This is a genomic window from Roseburia sp. AM23-20 (genome assembly GCF_003470905.1).
In the GTDB taxonomy this organism is placed as follows: Bacteria; Bacillota; Clostridia; order Lachnospirales; family Lachnospiraceae; genus Roseburia; species Roseburia rectibacter.
The window spans coordinates 1-18,297 of record NZ_QRHS01000019.1 but is presented as its reverse complement, the minus strand read 5'-3'; the positions used below and the strand labels follow the sequence as shown (position 1 = coordinate 18,297).

The 18,297-nt window shown below is 39.9% G+C and carries 17 protein-coding genes and 1 pseudogene; 1 reads left to right on the top strand and 17 read right to left on the bottom strand.

The window, feature by feature from the left end; genetic code table 11:
* Positions 1–312: 312 nt before the first annotated feature.
* The 17 genes and pseudogenes from DW650_RS13880 to DW650_RS13790 form a co-directional block, all read right to left on the bottom strand.
* A complete protein-coding gene (locus DW650_RS13880; RefSeq protein ID WP_118210246.1) occupies positions 313–1,065 on the bottom strand; it encodes a tRNA threonylcarbamoyladenosine dehydratase in 753 nt (250 codons plus the stop codon).
* Positions 1,066–1,102: 37 nt separating this feature from the next.
* Positions 1,103–1,912: an ATP-dependent sacrificial sulfur transferase LarE gene (gene larE, locus DW650_RS13875; protein ID WP_117920306.1), complete on the bottom strand. Its 810-nt coding sequence runs from the start codon at positions 1,910–1,912 to the stop codon at positions 1,103–1,105.
* A 160-nt stretch (positions 1,913–2,072) separates the two neighbouring features.
* Positions 2,073–2,975, bottom strand: a complete 903-nt coding sequence (locus DW650_RS13870; RefSeq protein WP_118210245.1) for a PdaC/SigV domain-containing protein — start codon at positions 2,973–2,975, stop codon at positions 2,073–2,075.
* 42 nt (positions 2,976–3,017) lie between these two features.
* Positions 3,018–3,671: an HAD family hydrolase gene (locus DW650_RS13865; RefSeq protein ID WP_117920213.1), complete on the bottom strand. Its 654-nt coding sequence runs from the start codon at positions 3,669–3,671 to the stop codon at positions 3,018–3,020.
* A gap of 139 nt (positions 3,672–3,810) precedes the next feature.
* Positions 3,811–4,839 (bottom strand): aldo/keto reductase, encoded by a 1,029-nt coding sequence (locus DW650_RS13860; protein WP_117920215.1) that lies wholly within the window; start codon positions 4,837–4,839, stop codon positions 3,811–3,813.
* A 68-nt stretch (positions 4,840–4,907) separates the two neighbouring features.
* Positions 4,908–6,848, bottom strand: a complete 1,941-nt coding sequence (locus tag DW650_RS13855; protein ID WP_118210244.1) for an LTA synthase family protein — start codon at positions 6,846–6,848, stop codon at positions 4,908–4,910.
* 221 nt (positions 6,849–7,069) lie between these two features.
* Positions 7,070–7,834: a response regulator gene (locus DW650_RS13850; protein ID WP_243102968.1), complete on the bottom strand. Its 765-nt coding sequence runs from the start codon at positions 7,832–7,834 to the stop codon at positions 7,070–7,072.
* Positions 7,827–10,559 carry a response regulator gene (locus DW650_RS13845; protein WP_243102975.1) on the bottom strand — a complete coding sequence of 911 codons (2,733 nt, stop codon included), beginning with the start codon at positions 10,557–10,559 and terminating at the stop codon, positions 7,827–7,829. Before DW650_RS13845 ends, DW650_RS13850 begins: the two co-directional genes overlap by 8 nt.
* A 260-nt stretch (positions 10,560–10,819) precedes the next feature.
* Positions 10,820–11,053: a purine biosynthesis protein PurH gene (locus DW650_RS13840; protein ID WP_118210243.1), complete on the bottom strand. Its 234-nt coding sequence runs from the start codon at positions 11,051–11,053 to the stop codon at positions 10,820–10,822.
* A gap of 55 nt (positions 11,054–11,108) precedes the next feature.
* Positions 11,109–11,357 (bottom strand): annotated as a pseudogene (locus DW650_RS20655) (ABC transporter ATP-binding protein); the annotation flags it as partial.
* Between the two features lie 109 nt (positions 11,358–11,466).
* Complete coding sequence (locus DW650_RS13830) at positions 11,467–12,660, bottom strand: HNH endonuclease domain-containing protein (RefSeq protein WP_243102967.1); 1,194 nt, start codon at positions 12,658–12,660, stop codon at positions 11,467–11,469.
* A gap of 170 nt (positions 12,661–12,830) precedes the next feature.
* On the bottom strand, positions 12,831–13,202 hold the full coding sequence (locus DW650_RS20110; protein WP_243102966.1) for a hypothetical protein: 372 nt from the start codon (positions 13,200–13,202) through the stop codon (positions 12,831–12,833).
* Positions 13,203–13,590: 388 nt separating this feature from the next.
* The gene (locus tag DW650_RS13820; protein WP_118210242.1) at positions 13,591–14,406 is read right to left on the bottom strand and encodes an alpha/beta fold hydrolase; all 816 of its coding nucleotides are present in this window, start codon (positions 14,404–14,406) and stop codon (positions 13,591–13,593) included.
* Positions 14,387–15,712 (bottom strand): ABC transporter permease, encoded by a 1,326-nt coding sequence (locus DW650_RS20505; RefSeq protein WP_330414654.1) that lies wholly within the window; start codon positions 15,710–15,712, stop codon positions 14,387–14,389. The genes DW650_RS13820 and DW650_RS20505 overlap by 20 nt, the downstream gene beginning before the upstream one ends.
* Positions 15,713–16,042: 330 nt before the next feature.
* A complete protein-coding gene (locus DW650_RS13800; protein ID WP_117920226.1) occupies positions 16,043–16,858 on the bottom strand; it encodes a class I SAM-dependent methyltransferase in 816 nt (271 codons plus the stop codon).
* Positions 16,859–16,988: 130 nt separating this feature from the next.
* Positions 16,989–17,327, bottom strand: a complete 339-nt coding sequence (locus DW650_RS13795; RefSeq protein ID WP_117684373.1) for a hypothetical protein — start codon at positions 17,325–17,327, stop codon at positions 16,989–16,991.
* Between the two features lie 66 nt (positions 17,328–17,393).
* Complete coding sequence (locus DW650_RS13790; protein WP_072522465.1) at positions 17,394–17,726, bottom strand: winged helix-turn-helix transcriptional regulator; 333 nt, start codon at positions 17,724–17,726, stop codon at positions 17,394–17,396.
* 142 nt (positions 17,727–17,868) lie between these two features.
* On the opposite strand from DW650_RS13790, the gene DW650_RS13785 reads away from it, so the two are divergent.
* Positions 17,869–18,222, top strand: a complete 354-nt coding sequence (locus DW650_RS13785; protein ID WP_118210241.1) for a cupin domain-containing protein — start codon at positions 17,869–17,871, stop codon at positions 18,220–18,222.
* Positions 18,223–18,297: the final 75 nt, after the last annotated feature.

Below are 18,297 nucleotides of genomic sequence, written 5' to 3'. Positions count from 1 at the left end.
ATCCGAGTCCTCTGACGAGGAGAGGACTTTCCTCCTTAATAAAAATGCGCAAAGATGGCTCTTTTTCTCTGCGCCCCTTTACGCTGATAACACTTTAGCACATTGCATTGTAAAATGCAAGTATTATGTTATACATTTTGTACTTTTGTACTAATTTTTTTATTATATTCTGTTTTTGTCTATTTTTTTCTAAAAACAGGCAAATTCACACACAAAAAAAATAGGTGAAATACCTTTTCATGTATTTCACCCATAACTTTTTTAATCTTCCTCATGTTCCCTGCATCAATATTTTAAATATTTTTGTAAGAATTATTTTGTAAGGTCTTTTATAACTTCCCCTGCAAGGATCAGACCTGCCACAGACGGTACAAATGCGATACTTCCCGGAATATCTCGGCGTTCTGTACATTTATGGACTGTTCCAGGCGGGCAGACACAATGTGAACGGCAGCTGATACTCATATCTTCGATCGGTCTTGTCGGCTGTTCCTTAGAATATACAACTTTTAATTTTTTGACGCCACGTTTTTTTAACTCACGACGCATGACACGGGCAAGCGGACAGACTGTCGTCTTATAAATATCTGCTACTTCAAATTTGGTCGGATCTAATTTATTGCCGGCTCCCATACAGCTGATCACCGGTACGTTACACTCTTTTGCCCGCATGATGATCTCTAATTTGGCTGTAACTGTGTCTACTGCATCCACGACATAATCATATTCGGAAAAATCAAACTCATGTGCATTTTCCGGCAGATAAAAACATTTTCTTGCTTCCACCTTCGCATCCGGATTGATCTCTAAGACGCGCTCTGTCATCACATCAACTTTATATTTTCCAACTGTCTTTCTGGTTGCAATGATCTGACGGTTGATATTGGTCAGGCAGACCTTGTCGTCATCCACGATCACAAAAGATCCGACTCCGCTTCTTGCAAGTGCCTCCACAACATAGCCGCCAACTCCGCCGATCCCAAAGACCGCAACTTTCGCATTGGCAAGCCGTTCCATATTATCCGCCCCAAGTAATAACTGGGTTCTCGAAAATTGATTTAACATATCCTGTATATCTCCTGTTATCTCTATTGCTATTTCACTATAGTGTCTCATTCATACTTCCCATACGGTATCCACCAAGATCAAGTGTCACATAGGAAAATCCCAGTTGTTTCAGGTAAGAATAAATCTTTTCCCGGTTTTCCCCGGAAACCAGTCTCTCAATCTCATCCGGCAGCACTTCAATACGCGCAATATCCCCATGGATTCTTACGCGCACCTGATGAAATCCCAGATCAAGCAATAACTGTTCTGCCTTATCTACCATACCAAGTTTTTCTTCAGAGATCGTCTCTCCATAAACAAACCGGGAGGAAAGGCACGCAAATGACTGCTTGTCCCATGTCGGCAATCCCATTTCTTTGGAAAGTGTGCGGATCTCTTTTTTATTCAATAAGGCCTCTCTGAGCGGACTTTTGATTCCAAGTTCTGCTACGGCTACAAGTCCCGGACGATAATCGCCGTTATCATCCATATTCGAACCCTCTGCTACGGCATTGATCTGATATTCATTTGCGATTTCAAGTATTTTTTCAAACAGCTCATGCTTGCAAAGGTAACAGCGGTTCTTCGGATTCTGCCGGAATCCCTCGATATCAAGTTCTTCTGACTTGCACACGATATGTCTGATTCCCTGTTCCTTGCAAAACTGCTTTGCCTCCTCTAACTCCCTTTTCGGAAAAGAACAGGAGGATGCGGTAACTGCGATCACATGATCTGCACCAAGTGTTTCTTTAGCAGCGGCAAGCAGAAATGTAGAATCCACTCCGCTGGAAAATGCAACGGCAACACTGCCCAATGATTTTAAATATTCCTGTAAATTTTTATATTTTTCCTGTACTGACTGCATAACAATCCTTCTTCTTACTGCCTTTTTATAAAAACTATATTTTTCCATTAATTCCTAGTTTTCTCATAGGTTCTATGTATTTTAACATGATATGATGTGAGTGTCAAAAGATATGACAAAGCGGACGTCAAATGCTTCTGCATCCAGCGCCCGCTTCCGTCTAATCCAGTCTTACCACTGCATAATCACCCATAGCATGATTGACATAAAAGATCACATATACTTTTCCATCATGCATGTAAGATTCTCCTGTTGTCTCATCTGTTCCATAATCCTCCAGATCGCCATCAAAATGAGCAAGGCTTGCTGCAAGTGATTCCTCTGTCGGTTCCATCCAGATAAAATTAAATTCCAAAATATCCTTCATCGTGATTTCTGCAGAAGGATTTCCATCTGCATCCAGTACCGTATACCCCTGCGCGCTGCCTCCATCCTCTTTCCCGGCAAATAAAATTTTTGCTGTCTGATCCGGATCGGCAAAATCAGAAAATGTCATTTTTTCGCCGGTCTTCATGTTAATGTTAACGGATGTAAGTGCTGCGGACGGATGTGCCGCTCCCTCATAATTATAATAACCCTGACAGGTCAATGACAATATATCCTGCGTCTGTTCCTGTACGGTGTAGGTAAGCATTACAGAATCGTTTGCGCCAAGGCTCATCTCCTCTGTATCTCCTGTCATTTCCCCGGCAGCCTCTTTCGCAGTAGTTTCAAAGTAGTTATTCCATTCTTCCTGCTTGTCGGTATTACTCCATCCTGTGATCTTCGGGTAAGAAATATCAACCAGCTCTGTTTTTTTATAACTTACCATCTCTACCTGATAATCACTCTGTGCTTCCTGTTCTGCTTCTGTCCCATCGGCAATGTCTGTTGTTTCTGCCCGCTGTGTATCTCCAGAAGATTCTGTGTCATCTGCCTGTGCCTCATTCTGTACCGTGCTTTCACTCGTTTCCTGACGGTCTGCGCTATTGTCCGCACCGGTACTCTTATTTTCACCACAGCCTGCTGCAAACATCAATGACAGTGACAATGCTACAATCAATATAAAGTTTCTTTTTTTCATGCAAATTTCCTTTCCTCTGCAGACAGACTAATCTGCCATCCTCTACTGCTCTAAAAATTTTACAATATCCTCTGGTTTCTCTGCAAAATGTGTTGCTCCATGTTCGATCAGAAACTCCTTATCACGGAATCCCCAGAGTACCGAGATACATGGCAGTCCGGAATTTTTTGCTGTCATGACATCCACATCTGAATCCCCGATATAGACGGCTGTATCAGCAGATTTACCCAGTTCTTCCAGTGCAGTTTTTACCATATCCGGTGCCGGTTTTCTCGCCACACCTTCGCGTTCTCCGATCGCAGCCTGCACGATTCCTTCAAAATAAATTTCATTCAATTCTTTGACGGCAAAATCAATCTTATTAGAAACGATCGCAAGGGCATAACCTTTTTCTTTTAATTCACGAAGCAGCGGAACCACACCATCATAGGCTCTGGTTTTGTCATTGCAGTGCTCTCCATAATATTTTTTAAATATGGAAAATGTTTCTTCAAATTTTGGATTATCAAATCCTCCCGGAACGGAAAGTTCCATCAGACGACGCACACCGTTTCCAACGAATGAACGCACTTCACCGATCGTGCGCTCCGGCATCTGCATCGTGCGCAGTGCATGATTGGTGGCATCCGCCAAATCCTCTAACGTATTCAATAAAGTTCCATCCAGGTCAAAAACGACTGTTTCATACTTTTTCATAATGAACCTCATTTCCAGACAGCTTATATTTCACACTGCCATTATCTTCCTGATATTGACTCTTACGGTTTCCGCAGGCACCTGTTTGTAATCTTCTAATTAGCACTCACGTTCCCCGCAGGCATCTGTTTGTGATCTTCTAATTAACACTCACGTTTCCGGCAAGCACCTGTTTGTAATCTTCATAATTTTTTGCCAGAAGCGCAGGTGTGTCAAGCCCATACGGACATTTGCTCTTACACTTATTGCAATGTAAACAGTTTTCAATTTTCTTCATCTTAGCCTGAACCTCAGGTGTGAGCTGCAGCGCTGACGGGGAACGACGGAGCAGTAATGACATGCGGGCACAGTTGTTGATCTCGATACCCGCCGGACACGGCATACAATAACCACATCCGCGGCAGAAATCTCCCGCAAGTTCTTTTCTGTCATGCTCGATCAGTGCACGGATCTCATCGGTCATAGCTGGCGGATTATCAATATAAGAAATAAATTCGTCCAGCTCTTTTTCTCTCTGCACGCCCCAGATCGGCAGTACATTTTCATACTGCGCTTCAAATGCATAGGCTGCTGCCGAATTTGTGATCAGTCCACCGGAAAGTGCCTTCATCGCAATAAAGCCCATATTTGCCTTTTTGCATTTTTCCACCAGAGCAATATCTTTATCTGTTGCCAGATAGCAGAACGGGAACTGTAATGTCTCGTACAATCCGGATTCGATCGCTTCCTCGGCAACTGCAAGTCTGTGGTTTGTAATACCGATATGACGGATCTTTCCCTGTGCTTTTGCTTCGAGCATTGCTTCATAAAGTCCTGTTCCATCCCCCGGCTTCGGGCAGAAAGACGGATTGTGGAACTGATAAATATCAATGTAATCCGTTCTTAAATTATGCAAAGAAATGCCAAGCTGCTCCCAGAATTCGTCTGCATTATTTGCCGCTGTTTTCGTTGCAATATAAACTTTCTCACGCATTCCATCAAATGCTTCACCTAACTTTTCCTCGCTGTCCGTGTAGAAACGCGCTGTGTCAAAAAATGTAATGCCCGCTTCATACGCTTTTCTCGCCAGTTTTACCGCATCCTCCGTACTGACTCTCTGGATCGGCAACGCACCGAATCCATTTTTATTTACTTTGATCCCTGTACTTCCTAGTACTACCGCTTCCATAACTCTTATTGTTTTCCTCCTTAAATCGTATTTTAACCACTATTTGCTCCCAGCCTCATCTATGCATTCTATTGTTTTAGATATGGGAAAAATAACTCACTCTTATTTCGCTTATCAAACATATTGTTATACTGCAGTATCTCATAGTTTTTCAGCCATCTGGCATCCTCACCGGCCGCATCCTCCACATGCAAAAATCTTCCCTGTGATTTTGAATAAAAACCTCTGGAATTGACTGCAGGAATTTCTTCCATCATGTCAGCTAAAAACTGGTTATATGCCGGAAGCGTGATGCCCGCACGCTCTAATGCCAATGTAGACAGATAATTAAGACTTGTCAACTCAACATTTTCTTTTTCGCTGTCATAATTTGTCCAGATGAAAAATGGTACTGTATAGAGATTTTCAAGTTCCGACAGCGTCAGTCCCCCCAGACCTTTTCCATTCAGATACGGATAAAAGCTGGATGATAAACTTGGCTGATGATCTCCGAAAAAGACGATCTCCACCGGATCATCCACTTTTTCAAAATAGGAGATCAGATACTCTAATGCAGAATCACTCTCATGAATCAATGACAGATACTGGTTCACATCCGGATAATTGATACCGAGCATCCGTGCCTTTTCATCAAAATTATCATATTTTTCCGTATAACCACCATGATTCTGCATGGAAATACTCATGATAAATAAATCTTCATTGGACTTTTTGCTCTCATAACGGTCAACGATCTTTTCATACAGTTCCTGATCTGTAATATAATCACGTAAGATCTTGGTCTGGTCAAAATCATCTATAAAGTGTGACTCATCAAATCCCATATTCGGATATACAATATTCCTGCTCCATCCGGTCTCATAATAAGGATGCATTGCCACACAGGTATATCCGATATTTTTCAGATCTGACACCAGCGACGTCGGCGTATCGGTAATGTACTGCTGATAGACAACCGAACCGCTCGGAAGAAATGCCATGGAGTTACCGGTTAAAAATTCCCACTCCGAGTTCGGTGTCTTAGCACCAAATACTGAAGAAAGCGCGTGTCCCTTGATCGTATTATCTTCCAGAGAATCATAAAACGGCGTCAGATCGATATTCGTTGAGAAATTACCCACCACGCTTAAATCCGCATAAGACTCACTCATAACAACAATGATCGTCGGCTTCTTTTCTTTCCCCCCATTATCGGTATCCGTCTCTTTTGCATACTGTTTTTCCAGTTCCTGCACTGCCTCTTTCGAATATCCCTCCGGCTCCGCAATAAAGCAGTCACGGATACTTAACACAAAGTTTAAGATGTAACCGTTTCTATAACTTCCCTTTTGTTCCCATGTTTCTGTCACTACAGTCTGCGTATGTTTTCCTATATATACACAGCAAAGCACGGCAAGTGAAATACAGACGATCGACATTGGAATCCTTTTTTTGAAGGAAACATGCAATTTCCGGATGAGTGCAACATACAGCGTGGAAAGAAGTATCACATACCCTGCCCTTGCATCCATGACAAATTCATAATTGCCTGCCACGGATAGTCCTGTCTGAATGGACTTTAAATCACTGAAAATAAATTCATTTCCCCGAAACAAATATACAAAATAGTTGATCCCTGCAAAGGATAAAAGCACAATGTGCGAGATCAGGCAGGTTAAGCCTGTATTATTCGTAAATACCTGGACGACCAGAAAAACTACCAGGCAGCATAATACGTTTAACAGCATTTTGTTATCTGAAATCTTAGCTCTCAGTTCTGCATCCAAAAGCAGGTACTGGATATGATAAGCCGTAAAAATACCGCCGCTTCCCAGCATAAGCGCACTCCACAGCCATGACAGTTTTTCATTTAATTCAATCTTTAAGCTCTTGATTCCAAAATAAAGTACTCCAAAACCAAGCAGCACCCATATCGGAAATCGAATGACTGCAAACAGCACTGCTGCAAACACCATTGCAACTGCAAGCCGGATCAGATTCTCTTTTTCAAAATATAACTTTATCTTCATGGTTTCCTCATAATTCAATCTCTCATAGTCTCTTTTTCAACAAAGTTATTCTATCATTACATACAGATTTGTCAATTTTGTGAAGATTAAACTTTTCTTATTTTTTTCTTTGATTTTTATTCTTCTGATATTACAGGTCCCGGTAAATGGTGGGTTTCAATATCAATAAAATACCCCCTGAGCAGATTTATATCATGCCTGCAAAGGAGGTATTTTCCATATTATTTTGTCCGCTTTTTAAAGAAATCATCGATTGCTACATGCAGTTTCTGTGCATCCATGCTCTTTAACAGATAACCGTCCGGCTTTAATGACATCACGTTCATGACTGTCTGTGCATCATTTTTTCCCGTCAGGAAAATGATCGGAATATTCTGAAATTCTGCATCTTCACGTATCATCTGCATAAACTGCCTGCCGTCGACGATCGGCATTTCATAGTCTAATAAGATCAGATCCGGTATATTTAAGGCAAGGTATTTGATCGCCATCTCGCTGGAATTGACCGGGATCACCTGATATTTATCTTCTAACAGTGTCTTAATATTTCGAAGTATTACCCCCGAATCATCAACTGCTAAAATCGTTCTTTTTTTCATCCTGTAATATTCATCGACCTGCCGTTTGATGTTTTCCACCATCTCCACAACATTGATCGGTCTTATAAAGATATCGGTAAACATCTGCTTTGCAAGCGTTTCCCAGAGTTTCTCAAGCTCTTCCACGTTTCCCATAACAAATACAGGCGTTTTATGCTTGATCGCATGATCGACAATTACCTTGACACCTACCGCCTTTTTCAAAAGTTCTGCACTTGTACAGATCAGATAGCCCTGTGGCTGTTCTTTTGTGGTAAGCGTTGTTGCCATTGCGATATTTACTACCTTTGCTTTAACCTTTTCTTTTTCAAATGTACTCTCAAATGACTTCGTCAGATAACTCTGTTCTTCCATCAAAATAAGAAATTCTCTTTTGTCCTCAAGCATAATAAACCTCCTTTAGTCCCGCAATAACTCCGTCATGGTATCTGTCAATTCCATAATCTCTTCCATCGATCCACTCGCCATCCGAAACTTCTTTTTTGGCAGCTTCCTCCTTATCTGCATAAGGACGGAGTATCGTTTTAAAACCACGGTACATCGTAAGCAGATCCGGTGTTTTTTCCTCAAGCACTGATGTGTCTGCCTGCTTACCACAACTTTCAAGTTCCTTTGCCGCCTCTGATAACGGTACTGCACCGATCAGAAGTGCGGAACTCTTTAACGCATGTACTTCAATGACATAATCATTGATCAGACCTTCTTTCAGGCACTGTTCGATCTTATTTGCCTTGCTGTCGATTGTACGGTAAAAAATCTGGATCGTTTTCATAAGGGCTGCTTTTGAACCACAACGTTTTACCCCCTCTTCAAACGAAAATCCGTCTGTTACTTCCTGTGATCTTTCTGTCTCTGCCGCAGCATCCATATCATCCTCTGTAATAAGTTCTTTTGCCTCTTCCTTAGAAATCTCGTGTATAAGCTCTTTCGGAAGCCATAACTTTAACTGATTACAGATCCGTGTAAACTCAATCGGTTTTGCAACAAAACCATTCATCCCCACATTCAAAAATTCTTTTCTCGCATCTACCATTGCATTTGCAGTGAGTGCAATGATCGGCACTTCTTTTCGTTTTTCATCCGGCAATGCACGAATCTCTTTTGTAGCTTCTATTCCATCCATAACCGGCATCATATGATCCATCAATACCAGATCATATTGTTCCTGCCGAACCATCTTAACTGCCTGCATACCATTTTCCGCGGTATCTATCTGCATCTGAAGCGGCTTTAAAAGCTCCTGCGCAACCACAAGATTCAGATCATTATCATCTACAAGCAAAATATGAGCTTCCGGCGCAATAAACAGATTCTCTGCTTCTTTTTCGATCACACTCTCCTTCTGCTGCTCGTAATTAACAGCAGACATTGGTGTCGCATCAACAATGGTCTGTTCTATCGTAAAGTAAAACTTACTTCCCTTGCCATATTCGCTTTCTACTTCAATGACTCCTCCCATCATATTGACTAAATTCTGGGAAATTGTCAACCCCAGTCCGGTTCCTTCCACATAACGGTTTCTGTCCATCTCCACGCGCTGAAACGCATCGAACAGAATTTTCTGATCTTCCTTGCGGATTCCGATCCCGGTATCTGCCACCTCATAATAAAGCATTACTTTATCCGTATTTTTCTGTCTGACATGCACGGAAAAGCGGACGCTGCCTTTCTCTGTATATTTAATGGCGTTATTCACCAGGTTTATGATGACCTGACGGATACGCCCCATATCCCCTTTCAGCTTACATGGAATATCCTGATCAATATCATAGATCAGTTCCAGACCGGAATGTCCGATCCTGTTTTCCATACTGATCCTCAGATCATGAAACATTGAACATGTATCATACGGTTCATCAAACAGCTGCATTTTACCGGCTTCCATCTTTGAACAATCCAGCACATCATTGATGATCGTAAGAAGCACACGCCCGGAACTCTGGATATTCAGCAAATATTCCTGCTCCTTCGGTGAATGCCGGGAACGCAGTAAGATCTCTGTAATTCCCACAATAGAGTTCATCGGCGTACGTATCTCATGTGACATATTCGAAACGAAGTTGGTTTTGGCACGGTTGGCATCTTCCGTCTGTAATACAAGACGCTTCATCAGATGGTTCTGCTCTATGATCTTTGTCACGTCGACAATTGTCATCATATATCCCTGTATCAGTTCATTGTCCTTTAACACCGTTTCTTCCACCTGATAATGCCGGTCTTTCCAGTCAAAAAAATCCTGACTGCCCTGAATAAATGTATATATCTTATCATCCGTGCAATATCCCTGTTCCTTATTTATAGAAGTAATAATTTTATCCGCCATCGAATTAAAAAAAAGGAAACGGTGATCCGCATCTGTTACAATGACAGCTTCTTTCAGATTATCAATAATATAATTTTTTGCATTTTTTACAGGATCAAACAAGCCGTATTTTACAACGGCAATGCTCATAAAGATACAGGACAACAGAATTCCAAGAGGTGTTGGATCATCTCCTTTTAGAATTTTTAAAATGCGCAGAGACAACAGGAGCATTGGTGAAAGCATCGCTGCGATCATAAGGAAATGGATTTTTCCTTTATTGGGCATACTTCTCTGAGAGCAGTAGGAAGAGATGATGATGCCGATCGTGGTCATGATTTCTGCCAGTAAGAAAGCCATATAGACATAGTACATTGGTGCTGGAGAGATTTCCAGCGTATATCCGTTCAGGTTTGCCTTCGAAGGAGCCAGCCAGTAATCTTTATAGTATAGATGATGATAATCAACGGTTGCGATCATAACATAAAATCCCATGTTTACCACAAGAAGCAGATGAATTGCCCATTGTGGGATTTTTATATTTTTCCAGCGTATCATAAACATGAGAGCGCAGAAATTACCAAAACATTTTCCCAGGTATTCCATTTTCCCGATCACAACCATAGTTTCTTTCTGACCGCCCACAATGTAAATACTTTTTGCCACAAGTGTCACCAGACAACAGGCAATCGTTAAGATAAGCTCCCCTCTATAGTTTGTATCTTCCTTCCGGAAAACAATCACCAGTAAATCAAAAGCCACAAGAACACCAAATATATGAAGTAACAGCCACAAAACCGCAAATGTCATCACTTACGCTCCCCCTTCTGTTCCTGCACATAACTAGTACATTTTTACCATTATATCATGTCCTGGTGGGTTTGATAACTGGTTTTTCGTAAATTTTAGTTGACTTTAATTTTCAACATCTGTTGCCAAAGCTGCCCGCACTCTCTTTTTTCAAATCCGGCTGCTTTTCAAACATACAGGATGGATTCCTTTTACTAAACTCATTTTATTGTCCTCCTTCTTATCTGAACATCTATCCTTCCGTTTTTCCTTTTTAACACTTACCTTCCCTGATACCCGCAGCCTTCTCTTCCAGGCATATCCTCACTTTTCACATAGCGGGCATTGAACTCCATATTGATCTCGCGCAATTCTTTTTTCCCATCAATATAATCCTGATACATTTCCACAAGTCCTGACATGCAGCCATCGCAGGCTGCATCCATGTTTCCTAATGATTCTGCCACGATCTTTTCACGTTCTTCTTTTGTTGTCTCGGAAATTAAATATCCCATTGTCATTCTCTCCTTTTTCAAGTACCATGATCGCATTGGAATTTCTTACGGTGGAAAGCCTGTGTGCGATCGTGCCTGTAAACAAATGTGTATCCTGTATTACCATGGAAAGAGAACGCCGCAGGTCATCTTTCCTGATATCTTTGACGTCGATCCCATCATATGTGATCTGTCCCGGTTTTGCAAACAATGATATTCCGTTCAGCACCGTTTTCTCCGGCACATAGCCGAACACGACATCATGGAAACGCACATCTCCCTTTAACAGTGTCAGTTCTTCTGATGACAGTTTCCACGCATAAGGCAAAAATAAACCTCTTAACTCTTTCGGCTTTACGATTTTGTATACCTGAACGGAACTTATTTCGTAAATAAATGCAAAATATCTATAAAGGTAGCCAATCCAATATATTTCATGCAAGATTCCAAATTTGGTAACCTTGCCTTCTTGCCGAATCGTATACGGGATGCATATTTTTATCCAATATCTTACAGAACTCCTCTCTTGAATTTCCTTTTCGATAAAGTTCCTGATTTGCCCAAATGGAATGTAAATTGTCTCTGTAACAGGCTTCATATAACTTGTAAATTCCAGGCTTTTCATGCATCTTTTCATATAAAATAAACTGATTATCTGCAAACTTAGAAAAAAACAAATCCCATTTTGGGAGCTTGTTATTTTTCCTAGAATTCCAAATGGAATCCATCGGCATGAGATTCCAGAGTTCATCATTCATCACAAATGAGTGTGGAATAAAATGATCCAGATCATATTCTTGTGTATTGATTGGTTCACCCTTAAATACATCTATAATTGGCGTAATTTCCATCACCGCGTCCCAAAGCTTTCTTGCATTTTCCAACTTGCGTATTTTTTCATCTGCGGAGGTAAGTTTATATACCAATCCCGGAACTTCCGGATTATTATTCTGCAGCCACCTAACCTTTTCCAACTGAATCCAACCGAGAATGTTTACGGTATTGTCCCGAATCATTTGAAACCAGTCATCTTGAAAGGTAATCACTCTTTTCAGACTTTTACCATCATTAAATGTATAGGGCAATAAGATTTCGGTCTGGCTTAGTTTGTTATAATATTCCATCATTCTTCCGGCACTGCTTTCCAGATTAATCTTCTCGACTCCACGATTTGCAAATCCAGACAAAGCCTTGTAAGGAACATTTTTCGTGAGGTCTTTTTTGTAAGTGCCAAGTTCTTTATCCTCCGAAAACTCCAGCAATTTATTTATGATTTCTACGTCACTTGCATTGTTTGCAAGTCCGCTTAATTTCTGTAATCTTAATACGGCTTTTTCAAGATTATCCTTAATAATTCCTTCCCCATAGATTCCACTTAAGTGGATGTGATACTCAAGAACCGGATACCAGGCATTTGATATCATTTTGTTGATGATTTCATCGTAGGCAGCTTCTTTTTTATTAGCAGATATCAGCTGCACAATTGCTTCGAGCCAATAAAACTTATAGCTGCACGTTGGAGAATTCATCATTTTAGAAAATCCATCTATGTCAAGCTTGTTGTAGTATTTCTTGTCGATGGGTAAATCAGCCAATATCTCACCTTCTCCCTTGATTATCTGTTTCAATTCGTCTTTTAAAATTGTAACTTTTTTTATTACAATTTTAAAATATCATGATGTTGGGGGCAAAACCATAAATAACTTTGCCCCTATTTCTATAGTACCTTGAAAAATTCATAATTTGTAGTATGTCGCCGGATTTTAGAAGATATATGCCGGGGCTTTCCTGCCTTGTTTTATGCAAGTACCGGATTTTGAGTGTAATGTCCTAAGCCCTTCACATAATTGAAGAGTTTCCGGAAATTCAATGCGGCTATTTTGGAACCGAAAGAGAACTTGCCACGCTGTTTTCCACGGGGCATCTTTTCCAAATGGTAATTCTTTCGAATATTTGACGGAACAGTTTCCACTCCATTACGGAGAATGCAGGTGTATATCAGTTCCATCCGGCTTAGTTTGCGGATGTTGGATTCAACCATCATGGAATCCATTCGTCTGACTTTGCCGCTGATTTCCATCAATTTTACAATGGAAGCACTTAGATCTTTCACACAGTCATGGTAGAGATCCTTATTATGAAGGGCATACTGAATTCGAAAATCCAGCATAAGATTTTCAACTATCTCATCATCGGAATAATCAAAAAGCTCTTTGATGATGAGCGCGCCAACGATCACATTTACCGGAGTATTCGGTCTGGATGCCTTATCACTGTATAATACAGAAAAGCGCTTTTCATCAATAGCAGGAAATATTTTATCGGCAAAGATTTTTGCCCAGGATTTTTCCCCAGGATTTTTCCTCAGGATTTTTCCTGTGCTTTCTGTTCTCTGGCAGTTAATCCGGAAAAACTATCTGTAAATGACATTTGCTGGTAAGCGTTTTCCTTAAATGACATAGAGAATACCTTCTTTCTTAAGATATCTCTATTATACAGCAAGTAAACTATTTATGCCTATATTTACTACAAAATAGTGCAATCTGTGAATTTCCTTCCTAATCTACCTCGCTGATAAATTTTTCTATAAGCCTGTTTACTTCATCCGGCTGGTCGGTATTGGAATTATGACCGGCATTTTTTATCCATTTAAGCGGTAACCCTTCTCTCTGATGCCATTTCTTATTATAGCTTTTTGCTGAGCCCGCTTTATCCTTTTCTCCACAGATAAGTAACGCCGGACAACTGATACGATATGGCAGATCTGCTTTGATTGCTTCAGCAAGCATTCTGTACCCGAAGCCGGCAAGCCTTGCGTATTCTTTAGGGTCTGCATCATAGGACATCATCATTTTCCGCATAAGATTCTGACCATAATCTGTCTCAGCGCACCCTCTTGACCCTGCCCTAAGAAGCGCTTTCCATGGATATATTTTATATAATGGCTCTGCTCTTTCAAGAAGCCATATTTCCATTGCAGTCATATAAGACTTTTGAAGCGGTGCAGAATCAATAGAAATAAACCCCTTTATCTTATCCGGATATAATTCCATATGCATTTGAGCCAGATATCCACCCATAGACTGACCAATAATGATCGGATGATAAATTTCTTCTTTTGCTAAGATTTCATAAAGCCATTCTGCCATGTCAGCCAGACTGTAATTATTCGTAAATGGTCTGGATAATGCATGTGATGGTGCATCCCATACAAATACATTCTGTTTATTCTCAAAATATTCTATCTGCTTCTCAAAAAGCCTGTGATCTGCTGTAAGTCCCGGTAAAAATACTAACGTAATTTTCTCCTTGTCTATTATATTTACAAAATAACGGATGCAGCCACAGGATGTCTTATAACTGTTTTCTATCATTTTCCGTCCCCTTTCCATAAACCATTTCCCAATGATTTATCATTTCCAGATATTCCTGCTCAAAAACAGTTACATCATAATTTCCTGTTCTGTACCAATGCTTCAGCATCCCTTCTGAAGCATATAGAATTTCTTTATATATACGAACAAATTCTATATCCTTACGGATGAAATCGAGATTCAAAATTGACAAAAGCATTTCTAATGTCGTTTGGGTAACATCCTGTACATACGGTTGGATAGTTGATTGAATATCCGGCTCTGTTTCAAAGTATGAATTTATGGAAAATAAGGACAAAAATGTGTATTTTCTCATCACTGCACACTTAGCCATCAGACCTCGACGCATCATTTCAAAAAAATCATCTGTTTCATATACCTTATATTTACACATGTACTTTTTTGTTAAATCCGCTGCATGATTCCATAAAAAAATATACAGCTCCTGCTTGTTATGAAAATAATGAAACAAAAGTGACTTGGAAATTCCGGCTTCTGCTGCAATTTCTGAGGTTGGTGCCTTTTTATATTGATTCATTGCAAATACTTTATATGCTGCATTCAATATTTGAGATTGTTTTTCTACAGGCAAAGCATAAAATTTATAATTCATAAGCCACCTCCGTTGACCAATTGGGTTAATGCGAGTATACACCCGTTGACCGATTAACGGAAGATATGACAATGCTTTCTGCAATCCAGAGCCAAAATTAGAGATTGGCATATATGCTCCACAGATAAAGCCGTAGCCTGCGCTGACAATCGTTCCTACTGCTGACATCTGCCCCTGTGTAGTAAGCGGATAGCTTATAATACTTGAAAGTGTACTTCCAAATAGCACCAGAAGAATCTCATCAATAATAATCCAAAGCACATCCACAAAGCTTAAATACCAGCCCATTTTTCCTATGTAAAGAAGTCCGATCACAAGTGCCAGCCCATTTACAAGCAATGAATTCAGCACTGTTGCAAGGAAATATCCAAGATATATCTTTGAGCGACTTATCGGTGAAACATTTAAGTCCTTCCTTATACCATTCACCTTGTCCTGAACCATTGTAAGATTCACGCAGAATGTAACTGTTACACAGCTTACTGCTAAGAGAGCGGCAACTAGCTGGGATGCAACTGTCCCATCAATCAACTTTTCCGCAATCGTAAATCCTTCCGGAAATGCTGATGTAAAAGAGTCCTTATAAACCTTTGCTAAAAATGTTGCATACAATACAATCAAAATAAATGGTGTGATAAGTGCAGAAAAAAACATTCCTTTATCTCTGAAAAATAATTTCCTATTCCTGTTCATAAGAGAAATAACTGTCTTCATTCGTTTTCACCTCCCAGCGTCTTGCCTGTTACCGCAAGAAATACATCATCCATTCCGCCCTTTACTACCTCGTAATCTCTAAATATATCCTGATGTTTAACTATAAGCTTTGTTGCTTCAATGTCTATATGAGCATTACTAAGATGCATAATATATGAACCAAGATGCATTAAAACACAAAAAGGACGCAGGATTACTCCCACGCCCCAATTACTATCTGGCTTTATCTGTCCTTACCATTGGCACTTCTTTCGCTGCTTCAACCTTCATATCTGCACCGCCTCTTTACATTCACGTATAAAGACTCTTTCACATGCTTTGATCGTCTTTTTCAAATATCAGAATCTTCTGCGTAACCTTTTTTGCAATCGGTAATAACGACAAAAGTCTGTATGCAGATGAAAATAACTCCATGCCACGAAGAATATTATCATCTTTTATTTTATGATACCCTGTTGTCATATTCCCAAGGTCTTCAAAATGATCTGCACCGAAGACAAATTTTGAGCCTGTTTGCTGTATGGATTTTTCTATTCCTTCTTTCTTTACCCATGCCTTTGCCAGACATTCCATAAGAATACAGGCATTATCAAAGTTGTCCTTTATTATTTTTAATATCTTACCGTTTTCTTCTGCTGTCAGATACATTGATAATCCTTCAATGATAAAAAGCATTTTCCCCCGCACTTTTACTTCTTTTGACCATGCAGGGTCAAGTGCAGAAATTCCTATCGTAGAAACACGTCCTGATTCCTCGAAAATCTGATTGCGGATTGCTATCGTTTCTGGCAGATCCAGATTGTACCAGGTGATTTTACCATTATCCATGCGATAAAATCTCGTATCCAGACCACAGGCAATATTAACCACCGTACAATCAGGATTTTTCTCTATAAAATTCTTTACTAATTCATCAAAAACTATCGTTCTAGCAATTACCCCTTTCCCCATCGTAGAATCCCTAGCCGCTGTAGAAAAATCATAATCAATTCTGTCGACTAATTCTACCGCCTTTGCATCATAGAATTTATTATGCTTACTTTTGGAATATTGGGCTCTGGCATAAAAGCTCTGGAGCATTGTCTCAGCACTACCACTGATAGTAGGTTTTATTCTTTCACTCATACATTTACCTTTTTTGCAATATAATTAGTTTCGACTAACTTGATTGTAACACATTTTATGAAAATAAACAATTCAAATTGACGTGTCTTGGAGACAGCCCCCATAAACTTCTTAAACTGGAAGTTTCCATTTATTTCTTTTTGCGGTATTTGGGTTCAATACCTACTACATACGCTACCATAGCCGCAATACTAATAAGCATTGCACCCAATATAGGTATAATAATCAAACCCGAATTCTGCCCATCTAATAAAGGCAATCCAATTAACGTAAACAAAACACCATACACGCACCACAATATGCCCAAAGCACGATTATAGCCTTTCACATCTTCTATGGGCGCTACCTCAGCATTTGCCCAAAAACCGAAAGGTTTTGCTTTCTTGGAATTAAAATCATAAATGCCCATTACAATAAATAATACGCCGATTATTACCCAAATAACAAATGCTATTAATCTTCCTTCCATAATATGTATCCTTTCTTTGTAGTTCTGTAAATTCCGATTGTTCGAGCTTTTCAAATACTAACGTACTTAATTCTGTTCAATAAGTGATTTATAGTAGTTACCAAAGTCAGCAAGTGAATTAACAATTGGAAGCATTTTTGTTCCGAGTTCCGTTAATCCGTATTCGACTCTCGGTGGCTGCTCATGGTAATCGTGGCGATATGCCAGTCCATCACTCATCATTTGTCTTAAACTATCTGTCAAAACCTTTTGTGAAATACCATCTATACTTCGTTGTAGCTCATTGAATCTCCATGGGCGCTCTTTCAAGTTACGCAAAATCAGCAGTTTCCATTTTCCTCCGATGAGAGATACCGCTGTTGCAACTGGGCATTCCGGTAATTCTTCTTTTGCTCGCATAATTCTCACCTCCGAGTCTATTGTAACACATTCAATTTTGAGTGTACAGTTACAAAAAGGTGCGTACTTGTTTTTGTATGTGTCTCACACTATACTAATACCAAGCAACCAGAAACTACAAATCAACTATGGAGGTATTATTATGACAAATTACACAAAAACAACTATTGGAAAGGAAAACCGAATTGAACTGCATGAAAAGTTGTCTTTAACAGGTGCAGAAATCAGTTTAAACGAACTACCTGCAGGAGCAAATGTCCCATTTGTTCATTCTCATAAAGAAAATGAAGAAATCTATGGAATTCTTTCAGGTAACGGCAAAGCCGTAATTGATGGAGAAGAAATCAGCCTTTCAACTGGAGACTGGCTAAAAATCGCACCTGCTGCAAAGCGTCAGTTTTTTGCATCCGATATTTCCGGAATTACTTATATCTGCATACAGGTAAAAGAAAATTCTCTGGAACATTTTACAGCAGAGGATGCCGTAATCGGCTAATTAAAAGTATTTATTTAATCGAGTAGGAGGGAAATCTGAGTGATTTCCCGACCTCTCACACCACCGTGCGTACCG